General features: G+C 57.7%; 12 protein-coding genes and 1 tRNA gene. 11 read left to right on the top strand and 2 right to left on the bottom strand.

Annotation, left to right across the window (positions count from 1 at the left end; translation table 11 throughout):
- The first annotated feature begins 907 nt into the window (after window positions 1–907).
- The 6 genes from ABVN19_RS14000 to ABVN19_RS13975 are packed head-to-tail and all read left to right on the top strand — an operon-like array spanning window position 908 to window position 7,095.
- A complete protein-coding gene (locus ABVN19_RS14000; RefSeq protein WP_353632816.1) occupies window positions 908–3,790 on the top strand; it encodes a DUF1983 domain-containing protein in 2,883 nt (960 codons plus the stop codon).
- A 41-nt stretch (window positions 3,791–3,831) separates the two neighbouring features.
- Window positions 3,832–4,854, top strand: coding sequence for a hypothetical protein (locus tag ABVN19_RS13995; RefSeq protein ID WP_256585791.1), 1,023 nt, complete (start codon window positions 3,832–3,834; stop codon window positions 4,852–4,854).
- 9 nt (window positions 4,855–4,863) lie between these two features.
- A complete protein-coding gene (locus tag ABVN19_RS13990; protein WP_105641481.1) occupies window positions 4,864–5,694 on the top strand; it encodes a tail fiber domain-containing protein in 831 nt (276 codons plus the stop codon).
- Between the two features lie 56 nt (window positions 5,695–5,750).
- Entirely contained in the window at window positions 5,751–5,966 is a 216-nt protein-coding gene (locus ABVN19_RS13985; protein ID WP_105641480.1) for a hypothetical protein, read from the top strand.
- Window positions 5,966–6,586, top strand: coding sequence for a glycoside hydrolase family 19 protein (locus tag ABVN19_RS13980; RefSeq protein WP_105641479.1), 621 nt, complete (start codon window positions 5,966–5,968; stop codon window positions 6,584–6,586). Before ABVN19_RS13985 ends, ABVN19_RS13980 begins: the two co-directional genes overlap by 1 nt.
- Complete coding sequence (locus ABVN19_RS13975) at window positions 6,583–7,095, top strand: lysis system i-spanin subunit Rz (RefSeq protein ID WP_105641478.1); 513 nt, start codon at window positions 6,583–6,585, stop codon at window positions 7,093–7,095. Before ABVN19_RS13980 ends, ABVN19_RS13975 begins: the two co-directional genes overlap by 4 nt.
- An 87-nt stretch (window positions 7,096–7,182) precedes the next feature.
- On the opposite strand, the gene ABVN19_RS13970 is transcribed toward ABVN19_RS13975, so the two are convergent.
- Together ABVN19_RS13970 and ABVN19_RS13965 are read right to left on the bottom strand one after the other, a co-directional pair.
- Window positions 7,183–8,238: a c-type cytochrome gene (locus ABVN19_RS13970; RefSeq protein WP_105641477.1), complete on the bottom strand. Its 1,056-nt coding sequence runs from the start codon at window positions 8,236–8,238 to the stop codon at window positions 7,183–7,185.
- Window positions 8,239–8,248: 10 nt separating this feature from the next.
- Window positions 8,249–8,851, bottom strand: a complete 603-nt coding sequence (locus tag ABVN19_RS13965; protein ID WP_256585790.1) for a c-type cytochrome — start codon at window positions 8,849–8,851, stop codon at window positions 8,249–8,251.
- 367 nt (window positions 8,852–9,218) lie between these two features.
- On the opposite strand from ABVN19_RS13965, the gene ABVN19_RS13960 reads away from it, so the two are divergent.
- From ABVN19_RS13960 to ABVN19_RS13940, 5 genes are all read left to right on the top strand, one after another.
- The gene (locus ABVN19_RS13960; RefSeq protein ID WP_353632756.1) at window positions 9,219–10,799 is read left to right on the top strand and encodes an arylsulfatase; all 1,581 of its coding nucleotides are present in this window, start codon (window positions 9,219–9,221) and stop codon (window positions 10,797–10,799) included.
- A gap of 136 nt (window positions 10,800–10,935) precedes the next feature.
- Window positions 10,936–11,463: a hypothetical protein gene (locus ABVN19_RS13955; RefSeq protein WP_028941640.1), complete on the top strand. Its 528-nt coding sequence runs from the start codon at window positions 10,936–10,938 to the stop codon at window positions 11,461–11,463.
- A gap of 305 nt (window positions 11,464–11,768) precedes the next feature.
- Window positions 11,769–12,959: a PAS domain-containing sensor histidine kinase gene (locus ABVN19_RS13950; protein WP_028941641.1), complete on the top strand. Its 1,191-nt coding sequence runs from the start codon at window positions 11,769–11,771 to the stop codon at window positions 12,957–12,959.
- A 134-nt stretch (window positions 12,960–13,093) separates the two neighbouring features.
- Window positions 13,094–13,197 (top strand) — tRNA-Leu (locus ABVN19_RS13945).
- 237 nt (window positions 13,198–13,434) lie between these two features.
- Window positions 13,435–15,846 (top strand): TonB-dependent receptor, encoded by a 2,412-nt coding sequence (locus ABVN19_RS13940; protein WP_158259251.1) that lies wholly within the window; start codon window positions 13,435–13,437, stop codon window positions 15,844–15,846.
- Window positions 15,847–15,865 lie beyond the last annotated feature (19 nt).

The raw sequence follows: 15,865 nt of genomic DNA, 5'->3' as shown, positions 1-15,865 counted from the left end.
GGTCACCAACGGCAACGTGACCGCCGCGCAGAATGCAGCTCAGGCCGCAGCGGATCTGGCAGGCGGGAAGGGCAAGGTGCTGACGCAGTCGGCCACCCCGGCTGCTGCCGATCACCTGGCGCAAAACTTGTGGATTGACACCACCGGTGGTGCCAACACCCCGAAACGTTGGAATGGTTCTGCTTGGGTCGCAGTTTCCGACAAGGTAGCAACGGACGCCGCTGCGGCTGCGGCCAATGCCTTGTCGGTGGCCAACACCAAGGCGGACGCCTCTGCGGTCGACAGCATCAGCTCCCGGGTAACCGCAGCTGAAGGGGCGATCACCAGCCAGGGTCAGGCGCTCACCGGTTTGAACAACAGCCTGACGACCACCAACCAGAACGTCACGGCGGCACAGCAAGCTGCAGATGCGGCCAATGCGCTGGCGGGCGGGAAGGGCAAAGTGATTATTCAGTCGGCTGCTCCGGCAGCAGCTGATCGGCTGGTACAGAACCTGTGGATCGACACCACCGGCAACGCCAACACCCCGAAGCGCTGGACCGGCTCGGCGTGGGCGGCGGTGACCGACAAGGCGGCGACGGATGCGGCTGCAGCTGCTGCATCGGCCTTGGCTCAGGTGGCCACCAAAGCCGAGGCCTCGACGGTTCAAGCATTGAGCAACGAGGTCACGCAGCAGGGGCAAACAATTACTGCCCAGGGCCAGGCAATAACCAATGTCCAAACCTCGGTGGGGAACATTGGCGGGGCAGGGGCGAATCTTCTGCCGGCTGAGTACGGTGCGTTTTCGGAGGCTGCGCCGGTCACTTCAACCAATGCCGTGTACACCATTGGCGTAGAAGCTGACCCAAACACCTACAACGGCTTTGCGTTGAAGGTAACGGCCAACCACCCGGCACCGGGCAATGCCATGTACTTCGTGCCGGCCGCCGCATCAGCGATCAAGTACACACATGCGAATATGGGCTTCAAGCGCGGTAAGTACATTGTGTCTTACAACGCGCGAGCAAGTGTTGATGGGCATGTGATTGCTCCGTTCCTCAAGAGCATCAGCACAGACAACAGCAACGTTAACTCCAACATCGCCAATCAGCAGCAGGCACTCACTACATCATGGGCAAGATATTCCGCTGTAGTGGATATGACGGCTGCTGCTCATGTTGGTGATTTGCATATGCTGTGTTTGCAAATGAACGTGTCGGGTGTCAGTGGGCGCACGATTTGGATTGACAGACTGATGGTCGAATTGGCGGTTGGAGAGAACGTCGACCCGTCGCCATTCAACTTGGGTAACAGCTTTCGGCAAATTGGCGCGTTGGCAACTGCTACTCAGTCCCTGGATGCCAGGACAACGCAGACTGAACAAGGGTTGAGCAGCCACGGTTCGGCAATCACCGGACTCAACAGCAGCCTGACCGCAGCCAACCAAAGTGCAGTAGCTGCACAGCAGGCCGCTGACGCCGCTGCAACCCTGGCCGGGAGCAAAGGCAAGGTACTGGTGCAGACCGCGACACCAGCGGTTGCTGATCGCCTGGCGCAGAATCTGTGGATCGACATCACGGGCAATGCAAACACGCCCAAGCGCTGGAATGGCAGCGCCTGGGTGACGGTGAGTGACAAGGTTGCCACCGATGCAGCCGCCGCTGCAGCGAACGCTTTGGTGGTAGCGCAGACCAAGGCAGACGCATCGACTGTCCAGGCGCTGACCAATACGGTTAGCCAGCAGGGCAACACCATTACCGCTCAGGGAACAGAGCTCACCAACATCAAAGCCACCGTGGGGAGCGTGGCTGGAGAAAACTTGCTGCTGGACCCGACTTTTTCCAACTCAAATGGAATTGGCCAGGCCGGTACGGTGTTTTTGCGAAATGATGTGGCTGTGCCTGGTGGGGCGTCGAGCGCTCGCGTAGTACGTGTAAGTCCGGCCACAGGTACCGGGAACACCTACTACGCCTTCCTTAGCGCCCTGAATGTAAGGCCGCCGGAGAATGGCAACGCGGCTCAGATTGCTGTGGTGGGCGGTGAAGTCTACGACTTCGAGTTGTACGCCTATGTCGCTGCGGCGCGTGGCCAGTGCGGTCTGTGGATTCAGTTCTACGATGTGGCAGGTGTGAGCATCGGGCATAACTGGGTAGTTGCAGCCGGTGATGGTGAGCGCGTCACCACTACGACTGGGGGCTGGGTCAAGCTCACGGGCATGGCCACTGTTCCAGCCGCAGCAATCCGCATGGCTATGACGCTACGTATCGGCGCCGGTGATGCAACAGATGTGTTCATGTCGGCGCCGGCGGCGCGGAAGCGTTCCGGTCAGGACAATGCCCAGGCTACCGCGACCCAGTCGCTTGATGGTCGTGTTACCCAGACGGAGCAAGGGCTGACCAGTCAAAGCAACCAGTTGACCCAATTGGGTAACACCGTGGCTGGCAAGGCGGACAACAGTGCCCTGCAATCGCTGGGGTCGACCGTTGCTCAGCAGGGCAACACGCTCAATGCCCAGGGTACCGCAGTGACCCAGTTGCAGAGCACGGTGGGAAACATCGGCGGGAGCGGGGCAAACCTCATTCCTGCGGAGTATTGCGTCTTCACTGATAGCCTGCCTGCCATCCAACGGCGCAACACCACTGCACTGACCGCTGAGGCGTTCTCTGCGGCTTACGCCACCCACCGTCTCAAGACAGTCGATAGCGCTACCGGATCCGGTTATTTCTGTCTGTACGCCAACAATGAGGTACTGAACTTGCGACTCAAACCGAGTCAGAAGTACATCATCTCGTTTTGGTCGGAAGCGCCTCTCGCTCGCAATATTGCGGTGCGCATTCGTTACCTGAATGCGGCCGGAGCACAAGTCGAGGTTGGCTTGGGCAACGTTGCCGTTGGCCCAGATTGGGGGAGATACAGCGCTGTAGTGACCACTCCTGCGGCTTTGGTGGACCGGGCTGAAATTCTGTTCTTTACGCAACCTGTTGCTGGCTCGATGGAGGCGTACTTCGACGGATTCATGCTTGAGGAGCAGTTGGGCACCAACACTTCGCCGAGCTCGTTCGCGACCGGCCCGTCCGCTCACCAAGCGAACGGCCAAGCCACAGCGATTAGCCAGCTCAACACCACAGTAAATCAACAAGGGACGGCGATCACCGCTCAAGCCTCGCGCCTTGACGGGCTCTATGTTCAGGTGAATCCGGAGATGGAAGGGGATTCGTCGGGCTTGGCCGGCCAGCAAGGCAGCTTGGTCGGGGTCTGGACTGAGCAGTCGGGGAGGGTTGAGGACGGCATTGCTACGGGCAAGCGAATCGACACTGTGCAATCACAGGTTGGTGATCTGAATGCATCGGTTCAGTTCGTTAGCGAAACGGTTGCAGGTGTCGACGGTAAGGTCTCAGCGATCTCGTCATGGAAGACCGAGACGAACGCCGGTGGCAAGAAGGTCGCAACCGGAATCGTCCAAGGCAGCAACGGAGAGGAGGGCGAGATTCTGCTGATGGCGCAGCGCCTGGCCATAATCGACGGCCTGGACGGCCAGATGATTTTACCGTTCGTGGTCCAGAACGGTCAGGTGTTTATCAACCAGGCGATCATCAATCAAGCGTTCATCCAGGAGATCGTCGCCGGAATGAGCATTCGGTCTGCCGCGCTCAACTCGGAAGGTCTGCCGCTGCTGGAAATCAACTTCGCCGCGGGCACGTTTGTACTGCGCGGGGAGGATGCTGATGGTTCGACGCTGCTGAACAATGGCGGCCTCTACGTTTACGACGCAGCACGTATTGAGCGCGCAGCGGTAGGGAGGATGACGTAATGGCAGTGCAATACGGCGTGCGAACCAGGGATGCATCGGGCATGGTCACGCTCGACACATCGATCACGCCAATTCGTTCGCTGAAAATGATGACGGTGACGGGAAATGGGGAGTTCGACCAGTACTTTTCGATACCTGAGATTCAAGCCCAGTCGTTTGTGGTGGTGGACACCTTGGAGGACCGGGGGGAGTACACGTTCTCCCCGCAGGCCTGGTATTCACCTGGTCAGTTGCACCTACGGCAGCCGCAGGACCGCACTTGGCAGGTGATGATCTTGTCGCAGGGTGGCGAGCCCTTCTCGGCGCCCGGTTCATATGGCATTCGCACGTTCAATAACAACGTGCGGACTCAGATTGACGCGATCAATAAAGTGCTCACCGTCCATTACAGCGGCGCATTCCAAATAGGTGTCTACTGGCGTCCAGGCATGCAGGCTCAAGTCATTGAGTGGGCCGATGTAACTTTTCCAAGCCCGATTACCACCTACGAGAGGCCGCTCATCTTTCTGAATGCGGTCGATTACATGATGGTTGGGAATTTCTCCGTGAAGGGAAGTCCAGGAAACTGGACTGGCTTCAGGCTTAAACAATGGGCAAATAAGGGGGCACACGGAAGCGCGGCAGATGATTACATGAACATCCGTTGGTACTGCTCGAGCTATCAGGCGCCCAGCACGCCTGCGGGGCAGTATGGCGCATCCGTCAGGGATGCCGCCAATAATCGGACTTTCGTTACTACTGCCAACCTTTCACTACTGAACAGCCAGCCTTCGGCTACTGGATTCATCCAGGCAGGTGATCCTATAACTGGCGGCGGCGGATATTACGCACCCAGTCAGCAGATGCCGTGGACCGGTAACACAGCGGACTTCGTATTGGCCAACGCGCTGTTCTCGCTGACAAACATCATTCAGACAACTCAGCCTTTGCGCCCGAACTTCGGCGGCTTCCTTCCAGGCAACAGGTCAATTTTGCAGATGTACTGCGACAACGGCTCAGGCATTAATCCGCTGACTGCCAATGGCAGAACGTTGTTTGCATCCAGACCAATGAAACCCCTTTAAGGATTCATCATGTCAAAACAAACTATCAACCTGGGCACGGCGCCCAGCGGTGCTGGTGGTGATGATCGCCGCAGCGCCGCATTAAAGAGCATCAACAACTTCAATGAGCTGTATGACTTTCTCACTGGCGCAGCAGGAGGAGCTACCTTGCCTGCAGCCCTGCCAGTGGCTAAGGGTGGGACCGGAGCGACAACCGCTGAAGGCGCACGTAATACGCTGGGCCTGGGGGCTGCACAGAACCCGACTTTTTCCGGCATTGAACTCATCGCCTCATACCCTTTCATCGATTTTCACCATGCTAACTCGGCGGCAGACTATACAACCCGCCTTTCCACGTTCAACAGCAACCTTCTCACTTGCACTAGTCGATTCTCACCTACTGGTGTCTCTTGCAAGTCCGGTGAGAATGCCGCCGCCTCAGCAAACTGCTTCAACATCAGCTTCGGGTCGGGCATGTGTGATCTGTGGGTGGATGTAACCCGCTTGGGCACGCTTCAAGTCACCGCCTCCGACTACCGCATCAAGAAGAACATCGAGACCGTCGAAGACGTTTCGTTCCTGGATCGAATCAGCAACTACCGGATCGTCCGATACGAGATCGGCGACTTCGATATCTGGAAAGGCGACGGCACGGTCTTCCAGGGGGTGATCGCCCATGAGGCCCAAGCGGTAAACCCGCTCGCCGTCTCAGGCGAGAAAGATGCTGTCGATGAGAACGGCCGCCCGTGGATTCAACAGCTAAACCACATGACCTTCATTACCGACCTCATTGGTGCGGTGAAGGAGCTGCGAGCAGAGGTCACCACGCTGAAGACAGAGATTGAAGCGCTGAAGGGCTGATCTGTCCAAGCCGAACAGCCCGCCTATCGCGGGCATTTTTTTACCTGGAGAAACCCATGCCCTACATTGTCGTCAATACGACCAACCACTTTGATCCCGCCAATCAGATCCATCACGCCACCGAAGAAGCCGCTGACCAGGCCGCCCGCGAATTGCTGGCCGCCCAGCCCGCAGCAATCGTGCACACGGCCAAAGTGCTCAAGCGTTACACCGCTGAGGTCACCGTGACTGTGCAGGAGCCGGAAGCGCTCGAGCAGCAGGAGGAGATCTGATGCCGCCGATCACTGCGCAGCAGTTGCTGCAGATCCTCCCCAAAGCCCGCCCAGTCGCGGGCATTTTTTTGCCTGCGCTGAACCGGGCCATGGCCCGCTTCAAGATCGACAGCCGGATTCGCCAGGCGGCGTTCCTGGCCCAGATCGGGCATGAGTCGGGCCACCTGCGCAACCTGGTGGAGAACCTGAACTACAGCGCCGAGGCGCTGATGCGGGTGTGGCCAACCCGGTTCAATGCTGTCCTGGCCAAGGAATATGCCCGGCAGCCGGAGCGGATCGCCAATGTCGTGTACAACGCGCGCATGGGCAACATCCACCCGGGTGATGGCTGGCGCTTCCGTGGGCGCGGCCTGATTCAGCTCACCGGGCGGGCGAACTACGCCGCCGGTGCCGGGCTGGGCCTGCCGCTGGAAGACCAGCCGGAACTGCTCGAGCAGCCGGAGCATGCCGCCATGTCTGCCGCCTGGTGGTGGGCGAAGCACGGGCTGAACGAACTGGCCGATGCTGGCCGCTTCCAGGACATTGGCAGCGTCATCAACACCGGAAAGCCAGGCCGGGTTCCGCACGGTGCAGATGAGCGCAAGGCGCTGTATGACTGTGCCTTGAAGGTGCTGGCATGACTGCGCGTGGCTGGTCAGCCCTGGCGGTAGCAGCGCTTCTAGTGGCCATTGCTTGTTTTGCCACATGGAAAGTGCAGGACTGGCGATATAGCGCGCAGCTGGCTGATCAAGCGGAGGCTTACCAGTGCGAGCGCGAGGCCGGAGCTTTGGCTGTTATCGATTGGCAGGAGGTCGAGAGGGGCAAGCGCCAAGCCCTGGAGGATCGCCTTCGGGCCAATGACCAAATCCACTATAAGGAATTGACCAATGCCCAAAATGACCAAGCTCGCCTACGCGATCGCCTCGCTACTTCTGATCTCCGGCTGTCAGTCCTACTCGCCGCTCCAGCCCCGGGTATTGCCTGTGGGGTGCCAGCCACTACCGGCCCCGGCGGCGTGGTTCATGGAGCCGCGCGAGGCGAACTTGACCCAGCGGCTGCTCAAAGAATTGTCGCCATCACCGATGCCGGCGACCAAGGATTAACTGCATTGCAGGCTTGCCAAGCGTACGTGCGATTAATCACGCAATGACGAAGCCCAACGGGAGGTTACAGTCTATCTGCTAAATACCTCTTTTCGAATCAAAGCTGCTCTTCGTGGAGGTCAGCTATCCAGCCGTTAGGGCTGAATCCCGGCAGGAAATGCCTGACTTCCCAACAGCTCACCCTCTACACTCTTGCCGTAATAGCCTTGGTCCGATCCATGAAATTTTTTGGCAGTGTTGCTCAGGTCACCGTCGAAGCGGGGATCTTGAGGACGCTCACGGCTATTCATGAAGGCTGCTACATCCCATGCCTGCTGCACACTAAGCTGCACACCTTTGCCCAGGGGCATGTTCTCGAAGATGAAGGTGGCGGCAGTATTGACCCGATGCATTCCAGCGCCCCAATTGTAGGACTGCGGGCCCCAGAGTGCAGGGAGCACTGGTACGCCGGCCATTTCCCGTCCTTGGCCTTGATCACCATGGCATACTGCGCAATGTTGGCTGTAGACCTGTTGCCCACGTGACGGCGAAGCGGCCTGGGGAGGCTCGGCCAGGGTAGCGAAAGCCCGCCCCGGCATGTGCTCGCGCCCAGCCATCTTGACGCGTCCTGCCAGAGGCCCGGGCAGGCTGAAGGTTTCATCTTTGCCGCCCAGTTGCAGCTGTTGATCGTTGAGTTCGGGCACTGGTTTGTCCTGCATGCCGAACATATCCAGTAAACCGCCCATCAGGAGCCAATAAGAATAGGCGGACATGGCCACCAACTCGGGCGAGTCAATGGCGGGTGCTTTCCCATTCATCGAGTAGTTAAAGCAACCCTGAATGCGCTCAGCAAAGTTGTTCACCCGATTATCTTTTTTGCGAAAGGCGGGGTAGGCCAGATAGGCAGCCCACATGGGCGCGGCATAGGCTTTGGTACCCGCATCGAGATGACAGTTAGTGCAATTGAGGGTGTTGCCGACATAGCGGCCTTTGAGCTGCTGGGTATTGACGAACAGTTCATAGCCCTTGCGCACTTTGTCACCAAAAGCACCGTTGGGAATGCGGGACAGGTCCCGTGGCGTGAAGTAGTGCATGTCTGCCGCTTTGGGCTGGGTAGCAATTTCTTCTTGCATGTCCGGATATGCCGCCAGGGCCAGATTGGGGAGTGCGCACCAGAGCAACATCGCCCGCCAGCATTTGTTGAGTCTCATGCCTGGTTCCTCACCGAATAGCCGCCAGATAACTGGTTAGCTCCTGAATGTCTTTTGCATTCAACCTTTTGGCGATAATGCCCATCATGTTGTCGGGATCACCTTTCCGCTCGCCCTTCTGCCAAGCCAGTAACTGCGAACTTAGGTAGTCCGCCTGTTGGCCGGCCAGTCGCGGGAAGGGGCCTCCGCCCACTGCCGCCGGACCGTGGCAGCTGTAGCAAGCCGGGAGGTCACGTGATGAGTCGCCCTGGTAATAGAGCTGTTCGGCGGGCGACGTAGCTAGGCGCTCGCCTCGCAGTTGCAATTGTGGTGGTTTCCCCTGGGCAGCGAAGTAGGTGGCTACCGGCTTACGCAGTTGTGGGTCGGTATAGGCTTGTGCCATAGGTGTCATCAGCACATTGTGGCGTTGCCCGGAAATGAAATGGTCGATCTGGGTGTTGATGTATGACTCGGACAGCCCAGCGAGCATTGGTCCCTGGGCTGTGCCCTCGCCACGCTCGCCATGACAGGCTACGCAGGGTTGAGCCTCCCTAGGTAAATCTTGCGCATAAACGGCGCTTGAAAGCCCTGCAATCAGCACCACCAGCGCGGCGTCATTTTTCACAGAACCCATCAAGCACCCCCTGTTCATCAGCTTGCGCAAGAATGCCTTTAGCATAGGTGAGGATTCGTGCGTGGATCACTGCTTCAAGAAATTCACGAAGTTTGCGGCTTTACAGAGACTAGCAGCATAGGGATGGGTTTAGAGATAACTACAGGGCAGATCTTGCTTCGTAGTGGGTCGAAGCCACGCAAAGCCCAGTAACTCAGACGATAAAGCATTGAATATATTAAGAACCTTATATTGGAGTAGGGCTTCTACAAGGCAAAAAAGCGCGAGTGATCTATTGTGAAGCAGGTTACTCCTGAGTTACAGCCTGGGCATTGTGATGGCGTGGGTTACCCGAAACGAGACCCAAAACCTATAGGGAGTTGTAGATATGACTCACTCGAGCAAATGGCTACCTACATTTGCCTTGTTGACAGCGTCGCTTGTATCAGCGTCAACGATGGCTGCAGATAAGCCAAATATCCTCGTTATTTTCGGTGATGACATTGGTCAGACCAATATCAGCGCCTATGCGCTGGGCGTGGTCGGCTACAAGACCCCGAACATCGACCGAATCGCCAAGGAAGGCATGATGTTCACCGATTACTACGCGGAGAACAGTTGCACTGCAGGGCGCTCCTCGTTCATCACCGGCCAGACGGTACTGCGTACTGGCCTGTCAAAAGTGGGCTTGCCCGGCGCGACCGTCGGCCTGCAAAAGCGCGACATCACCATCGCCCAGGCACTCAAGTCGATGGGCTACGCCACCGGGCAGTTCGGCAAGAACCACCTGGGCGACCGCGACGAGTACTTGCCGACCGCCCACGGTTTCGACGAGTTCTTCGGCAACCTGTATCACCTCAATGCCGAGGAAGAGCCGGAACGTGAAAACTGGCCCAAAAACGAACCGGAGTTCACCAAAGCCTTCACTCCGCGTGGCGTGATCCACAGCTTCGCCGATGGCAAGATCGAAGACACCGGCGCGCTGAACACCAAGCGCATGGAAACCATCGACGACGAAACCACCGCAGCGGCGCAGGCGTTCATCGAGAAGCAGGTCAAGGCCGACAAGCCGTTCTTCGTCTGGATGAACACCACCCGCATGCACTTGTTCACCCACGTGCGTGACTCGATGAAGGGCCAGAGCGGTATGTCTGGCAACGAGTACGCAGACGGCATGCTTGAGCACGACGGAGACGTCGGCAAACTGCTCAAGACCCTGGACGACCTGAAGATCGCCGACAACACCATTGTCGTCTACACCACCGACAACGGCCCGAACCAGTTCTCCTGGCCGGATGCGGCGACCACGCCGTTCCGCAACGAGAAGAACTCCAACTGGGAAGGCGCCTACCGCGTACCGGCCATGGTTCGCTGGCCAGGCAAGATCAAACCGGGCGAAATCTCCAACGAGATGTTCTCGGGCCTGGACTGGTTCCCGACGCTGTTGGCGGCCGCTGGCGATGCCGATGTGAAAAACAAGCTGCTCAAGGGTTGGGCGCCGGTCTCTGGTGGCACCAACTTCAAAGTACACCTGGACGGCTACAACCAACTGCCATACCTGACCGGTCAGCAGCCTAAAGGCGAGCGCAAGGAGTTCTACTACTTCAACGACGACGGCGTGCTGGTTTCCATGCGTTACGACAACTGGAAGGCCGTGTTCTGCGAACAGCGCGCACCGGGCGGTTTCAAGGTGTGGAGCGAGCCCTTCGTGTGCCTCCGTGTACCTAAGGTATTCAATCTCCGTATGGACCCGTTTGAGCGTGCGGACGTGGTCTCTGACCAGTACTACGATTGGGCTACGAAGAATGTTTACCTGACCGAATTGGCCGTGATGAAGTCCGCTGCATTCCTGCAAACCTTCGTCGAGTACCCTCCAAGCCAGCGTCCGGCAAGTTTCAGCATCGACCAGATCCGCGCTGATGTGGATGCGAAGATTGAAGAGAAAATGAAGTCCCAATCGAAGCAGTAAACGACTATCGAGAACAATACTTGTTCTTTCGATTGCTACAAAAAACCTCTTCTCTCGATGCAGTAACTCGGGAGAAGGGGCATCAACTCGAAATTTAAGGACACGAAGCTCAGCTTCACAGTATCTGGGGGGCAAAATGAAATCGGTGCTGGCCACAATCAAACATGAAGCACTCAAGGCACTTCCGCCGACCATTTTCTTTTTCATTATCCTGCACATCGTGGCCGCCATACGCGCACTCATGATCAAGAGTACCGGCGTTTCCCTGCCAGTTTCGGCGTCGATCCTGATCGCTTCCTTGGTGCTTGGGAAGTCAGTACTGGTAGCAGACATGCTGCCCTTCATCAATCGTTTTCCCGAAAAACCACTGATATGGAACGTCACCTGGAAAACACTGATGTACGCCCTGGTCGCGCTGGTGGTGCATTACCTGGAGCGGCTTTACGAATACTGGAAAGAGGCACCCAGTGTCATGGATGCGAACGCCATGCTTTGGACATCCATGAATTGGCCGCAATTCTGGGCGGTGCAGATTCTGTTGGTTACGCTGATTTTCATGTACTGCGTTATGTCGGAACTGACCCGGGCTTTGGGGAAAGAGCGCCTGAAGAGGATGTTCCTGGGGCCACTTCCTTCAGCGCATGAACAACCCCTAAATTCGTAGTGGTCTTAATTGGCTGCATTTGGCGGAAAGGTGACGATCTTGGCGCTGGCTCCATCAGCGACTCAGCCTCAAGTCGCAAACGCTCCACCTCCTCGGTGCCGTCAGAGAATCCCTGTGGTACCGGCGCATTGCGTCCATCCCCAGCTACTCAAAGGTTCGCCGGCGGCGATCTTCTCGGCCAAGTCCTTCATGCTCGGCTCCCTAATCCTTGGTTGACTGCTACCCGCTTCGACCTTCAATTTGGTTGTCTATAATTCATCTGGTTCACCCCCTCAGGCTTCAATCCCTAGCCACTGGGAAAGAAAATGACCTCAGAGTATGAGTTGCCCTTAGGCTCCGACTCGCTGTTTGATGATGCTGACTCCGGGCTGCTTCTGGCAGCAGAAGACGGGCGGATCGAACGGGTCAATCTCACTTTCTGCCGCTGGATTGGTTTCAGTCGAGAGGAGCTGCTGGGAAGCTCAATTCAGAGCTTAATGACTCTTGAGTCCAAGACCTTCCATCAGGTGTACTGGGGGCCGCTCATGCAGATCCAGGGCTCAGTAGCCAACGTGAAATTCGACCTTGTCCATCGAAGTGGGCACTCGATAGCGATGATGTTGAGCGCCATAAGTTGTGAGCATTCGAATGGCATATTTCATGAGCTTACCCTGTTTAAAGCCGAGGATCGGCGAAGGTATGAACGTGGACTAGTGAGCGCTCGAATGCTTGCTGAGGGGCATTTGGCCAAGAGCCTCAAGGCCCAGCGAGCCGAGCAAATCACACAAGGAAAGCTGCGTACGATCTATGCCGCTGCCGAAGATCGGGCGCTCTTCGCTGAACAGATGATCGGAATCGTCAGCCACGACTTACGCAATCCACTTTCGGCAATAAGAATGGCGGCCGAAATTCTTTCGCGTCGTGATCCAGATGCTAGAAGCATCCAGATGTTGGGCCATATCAGCCATTCAGTCGAACGCGCTCAGCGGCTTGTGGCCGACCTGTTGGACTTCACTCTTGTCCAAGTAGGGCGAGGGATCATTGTGACCTGTGCTCCGCTGAACTTCCACGAGGTGGTTGCCGACTGCCTTGAGGAGATTCGACTTTCGTTCCCCAAGAGCAGCCTGGTGCATCTGCGTAGCGGTCAGGGAGAGTTCTCAGCCGACAGCGACAGGCTGTACCAACTGGTGGGCAATCTTGCAGCCAACGCTATCGCTTATGGCGAAGAGGGTTCGACCGTCACTGTTTCTACTCGCATTGAGGACGAGGCAGTGACAATTTCCGTGCACAACGTCGGTACACCGATACCTGCCGGGCTACTGGAAAATCTGTTCGAGCCGATGATTCGCGGCAGTCATGACAATGCAGAGCTGCGTAGCGTGGGGCTCGGACTGTATATCGTTCGCGAAATTGTAAGAGCTCACAATGGTGAGATTACGGTCAGCTCAACTGCGGAGTTGGGAACCACTTTTATTGCAATTTTCCCTCGGCTAGAGGCTAAAACCCTGGGAGGGTAGACCGCCTTTGGATCGGTGGCAGGAGTGGAGGATGCAGTTGGCAGAACGCCGGAGAAGGGATGTGTGACAGGATTGTGCTACACACCTGAGCTGATGTGACACAGAGCGGGACATTTTGAACGGTCGCGACGATTGCGGGCGTCGTAACCTGTTGATTTAACTGGCCTATTGTTGGCCGGTCATGATTTAGGTTCCAGCGGCGCAAGCTGTAAGAGTTCGAGTCTCTTCGTCCGCACCATCCAAGCTTTCACCGCCCTTCGCTGAAGTGCGAGAAAGCACAGAAAAAGCCGCCTAGAGCGGCTTTTTTCGTTTCTGGCGATTCGCTTCTCTCCCTTCCCCAAAAATCTGATGCGGATTGGCTGCCGAGCATCTGCCTCTGAAAATTATTTAAATAATTATTATTTTCATTTCCCCTTTTCGGATCTTCGCGTGACCTCTCTACAAAGATCATTTTTCAATGTTCAGGGAGCGCCAAGTGAAGAGCACACAGCCAGCCGCCGTGCAGTGGTTGCAGCACAACGACAAGAGCAATGCATTGAAGCTGGCGCGTGGCGCGCTGACAGCCTTGACGCTGGCCATCGGGATGGCAGGTGGTTCGGCGGCGATGGCGGGCGAGACCAAGGCCGCCGAGCAGGCCAGCGCCCGCAAGCATTACGAGATTCCTTCCGGGCCCCTGGCGCCTGCCTTGAATCAGCTCGCCGGCGCAACCGGCATCATGCTGACCTACGCTCCTGAACTCAGCGAAAACCGCAGCACCCAAGGCCTCAGCGGCGACTACACCGTCAAGGAAGCCTTCGACCTGCTGTTGATGGGCACCGGTCTGTGGATCGAGCGGCTCAAGGACCGTACGTATGTGCTGCGGGTCAATGAGCAGCGTTCAGATGCCCTGGAAGTCGCGCCAACCATGGTCGGGGCATTGGCCGAGCGGCCGGGCGCTATCCAGAGCAGCCGCGAAGCGCACCCGGAGCGCCAGGACCTGAACAGCCTGGTGCGGTCGATGCCGGGCACCTACACGATGCATTCGCGTAGCCAGCCGGGCGTGTCGGTGAATATCCGAGGCCTGTCGGGCCTTGGGCGGGTCAACACCATGATCGATGGTGTCACCCAGACCTTCCGCAACAATGCAGGCCACGGTTCGGGAGGGCCAATGGCTTTTGTCGATCCCAACCTGCTGGCCGGGGTCGATGTGCAGCGTGGTTCGGTGGACGGCGCCGAAGGGGCGAACACCCTGGGTGGCACGGCGAATTTTCGTACCTTCGACATCGATGACATCGTCAAGCCTGACCACCGCGTGGGCTTTCGTTCCACCTACCGCACCGGCAACAACGGCTATGGCAATACCCGTATGTTCGCCGCTGGTGCCAGGACGCAACCTGAAGATGTCGATGGTGTGTACGGTATCGCCGCCGCCGTCAGCAGCACTCAGACTGGCGAGTACGAGACCAGTTCCGGGCAGACCAACGAGTACGACACCACCAAACAGAATCCGCGCTCCGGCCTGCTCAAGCTGCGCCTGCAGCCCAATGACATGCACCGCCTGGACCTGAGCGGGGTGAAGTACCGCAACGAGTTCTACCACAACTACCCCTGGCAGCTGGACAACGAAACCTATCGGGCCAAATACGCCTACACCCCCTACAGCGAATGGGTAAACCTGACGGTCAATGCCTATCAGAACACGACCCGGCTTGAGTATCCGCCGGTAGAAGACTCCAGCTACATTGGCCGCAAGACCCGTGACGATGCCCACGGTTTCGATTTCACCAACGTCAGTCGCTTCAACCTGGGCGAGGTGGAGGCCAACTGGAGCAATGGTGCTCGCTACTACACTGATGACTTCGTCGCCAAGACCCCGGAGAAACGCGGTGCCAACCCCGAGGGCGAGCAAGCTACCCACAGCGTGTTCAGCACCCTGGAGCTCAACTACGACATCTATGCCCTGACCCTGGCGGGCCATTACGACGGCTACAAGGTCAGCGGTCACGTACCCAAGTGCTCGATCATCGGCCAATGCCTGGACATCGGCGGTGGCGATATCGACATCACCCGCCGTGAACACAGCTTCAACCCGCGCGTCGGCTTTGCCGTCAAGCCCTACGACTGGGTGCAGCTCTACACCAGTTGGTCGCGTACCACGCGGGCGCCGCGGGTGCAGGAAATGTTCTTCGAAAAAGTCCCGCTCGAAGCCGATGCCAGCGACGCCGATGGGGTAGGGGCCAACCCATTCCTGCGACAGGAGCGTTCCACCAACTATGAGCTCGGCGTCAACTTCAGTCGTGCCGGGTTGCTCAGCAGTTCGGACTACGGGCAACTGAAGATCAACCGCTTCATCAGCAAGATCGACGGCTATATCACCCCGCAGTCTTTCGATATTGTCGACGACGATGGCGAGTATTCGGCGAAGATGAACTGGGTTAACTGGCCCGAACAAGTGCGCATGGATGGCTATGAGGTGGAAGGTCGCTACGACGTCGGCTTCTTCTATACCAACCTGTCCTGGACCCGCGCCACCACCAAGGCGCCGACCACTTCCGGCATCGAACTCGAAGACATCAACAGCCAGCCGGACCGCTACTGGACGCTGGATGTCGGCACACGCTGGTTCGACGAGCGCTTGGTGCTTGGCGCGCGCGGTGAGTATTCGGGCTCGGCCGAAGAGAGCTGGGACTGGTATGAAACCAAGAAGACGCCTTCTACCGGTGTGCTCTGGGATGTGTACGGCAGCCTGCAGGTGCAGAAGAGCCTGAGTGTGTTCTTCAACGTCGAGAACGTCGCCAACAAGGTCTACAGCTACAACGCCTCGGTGGACTCGATCATGTCTGCCTCCCTGGATCGTGGTACCGGTCGCGGCCGTACCGCTTCGATCGGTTTCACCTTCGAGTACTGAGTGGCGCAGGCTGGGGAGT

The organism is Pseudomonas vranovensis (assembly GCF_040438935.1).
Classification (GTDB): Bacteria; Pseudomonadota; Gammaproteobacteria; order Pseudomonadales; family Pseudomonadaceae; genus Aquipseudomonas; species Aquipseudomonas vranovensis.
This window is presented reverse-complemented; position numbering and strand designations above follow the sequence as displayed.

Excerpts from the sequence above, each read along its gene's own strand:
- ABVN19_RS14000 (WP_353632816.1), top strand. The coding sequence starts at position 908 with ATGTACTTCGTGCCGGCCGCCGCATCAGCGATCAAGTACACACATGCG.
- ABVN19_RS13995 (WP_256585791.1), top strand. The coding sequence starts at position 3,832 with ATGGTCACGCTCGACACATCGATCACGCCAATTCGTTCGCTGAAAATG.
- ABVN19_RS13990 (WP_105641481.1), top strand. The coding sequence starts at position 4,864 with ATGTCAAAACAAACTATCAACCTGGGCACGGCGCCCAGCGGTGCTGGT.
- ABVN19_RS13985 (WP_105641480.1), top strand. The coding sequence starts at position 5,751 with ATGCCCTACATTGTCGTCAATACGACCAACCACTTTGATCCCGCCAAT.
- ABVN19_RS13980 (WP_105641479.1), top strand. The coding sequence starts at position 5,966 with ATGCCGCCGATCACTGCGCAGCAGTTGCTGCAGATCCTCCCCAAAGCC.
- ABVN19_RS13975 (WP_105641478.1), top strand. The coding sequence starts at position 6,583 with ATGACTGCGCGTGGCTGGTCAGCCCTGGCGGTAGCAGCGCTTCTAGTG.
- ABVN19_RS13970 (WP_105641477.1), bottom strand. The coding sequence starts at position 8,238 with ATGAGACTCAACAAATGCTGGCGGGCGATGTTGCTCTGGTGCGCACTC.
- ABVN19_RS13965 (WP_256585790.1), bottom strand. The coding sequence starts at position 8,851 with ATGGGTTCTGTGAAAAATGACGCCGCGCTGGTGGTGCTGATTGCAGGG.
- ABVN19_RS13960 (WP_353632756.1), top strand. The coding sequence starts at position 9,219 with ATGACTCACTCGAGCAAATGGCTACCTACATTTGCCTTGTTGACAGCG.
- ABVN19_RS13955 (WP_028941640.1), top strand. The coding sequence starts at position 10,936 with ATGAAATCGGTGCTGGCCACAATCAAACATGAAGCACTCAAGGCACTT.
- ABVN19_RS13950 (WP_028941641.1), top strand. The coding sequence starts at position 11,769 with ATGACCTCAGAGTATGAGTTGCCCTTAGGCTCCGACTCGCTGTTTGAT.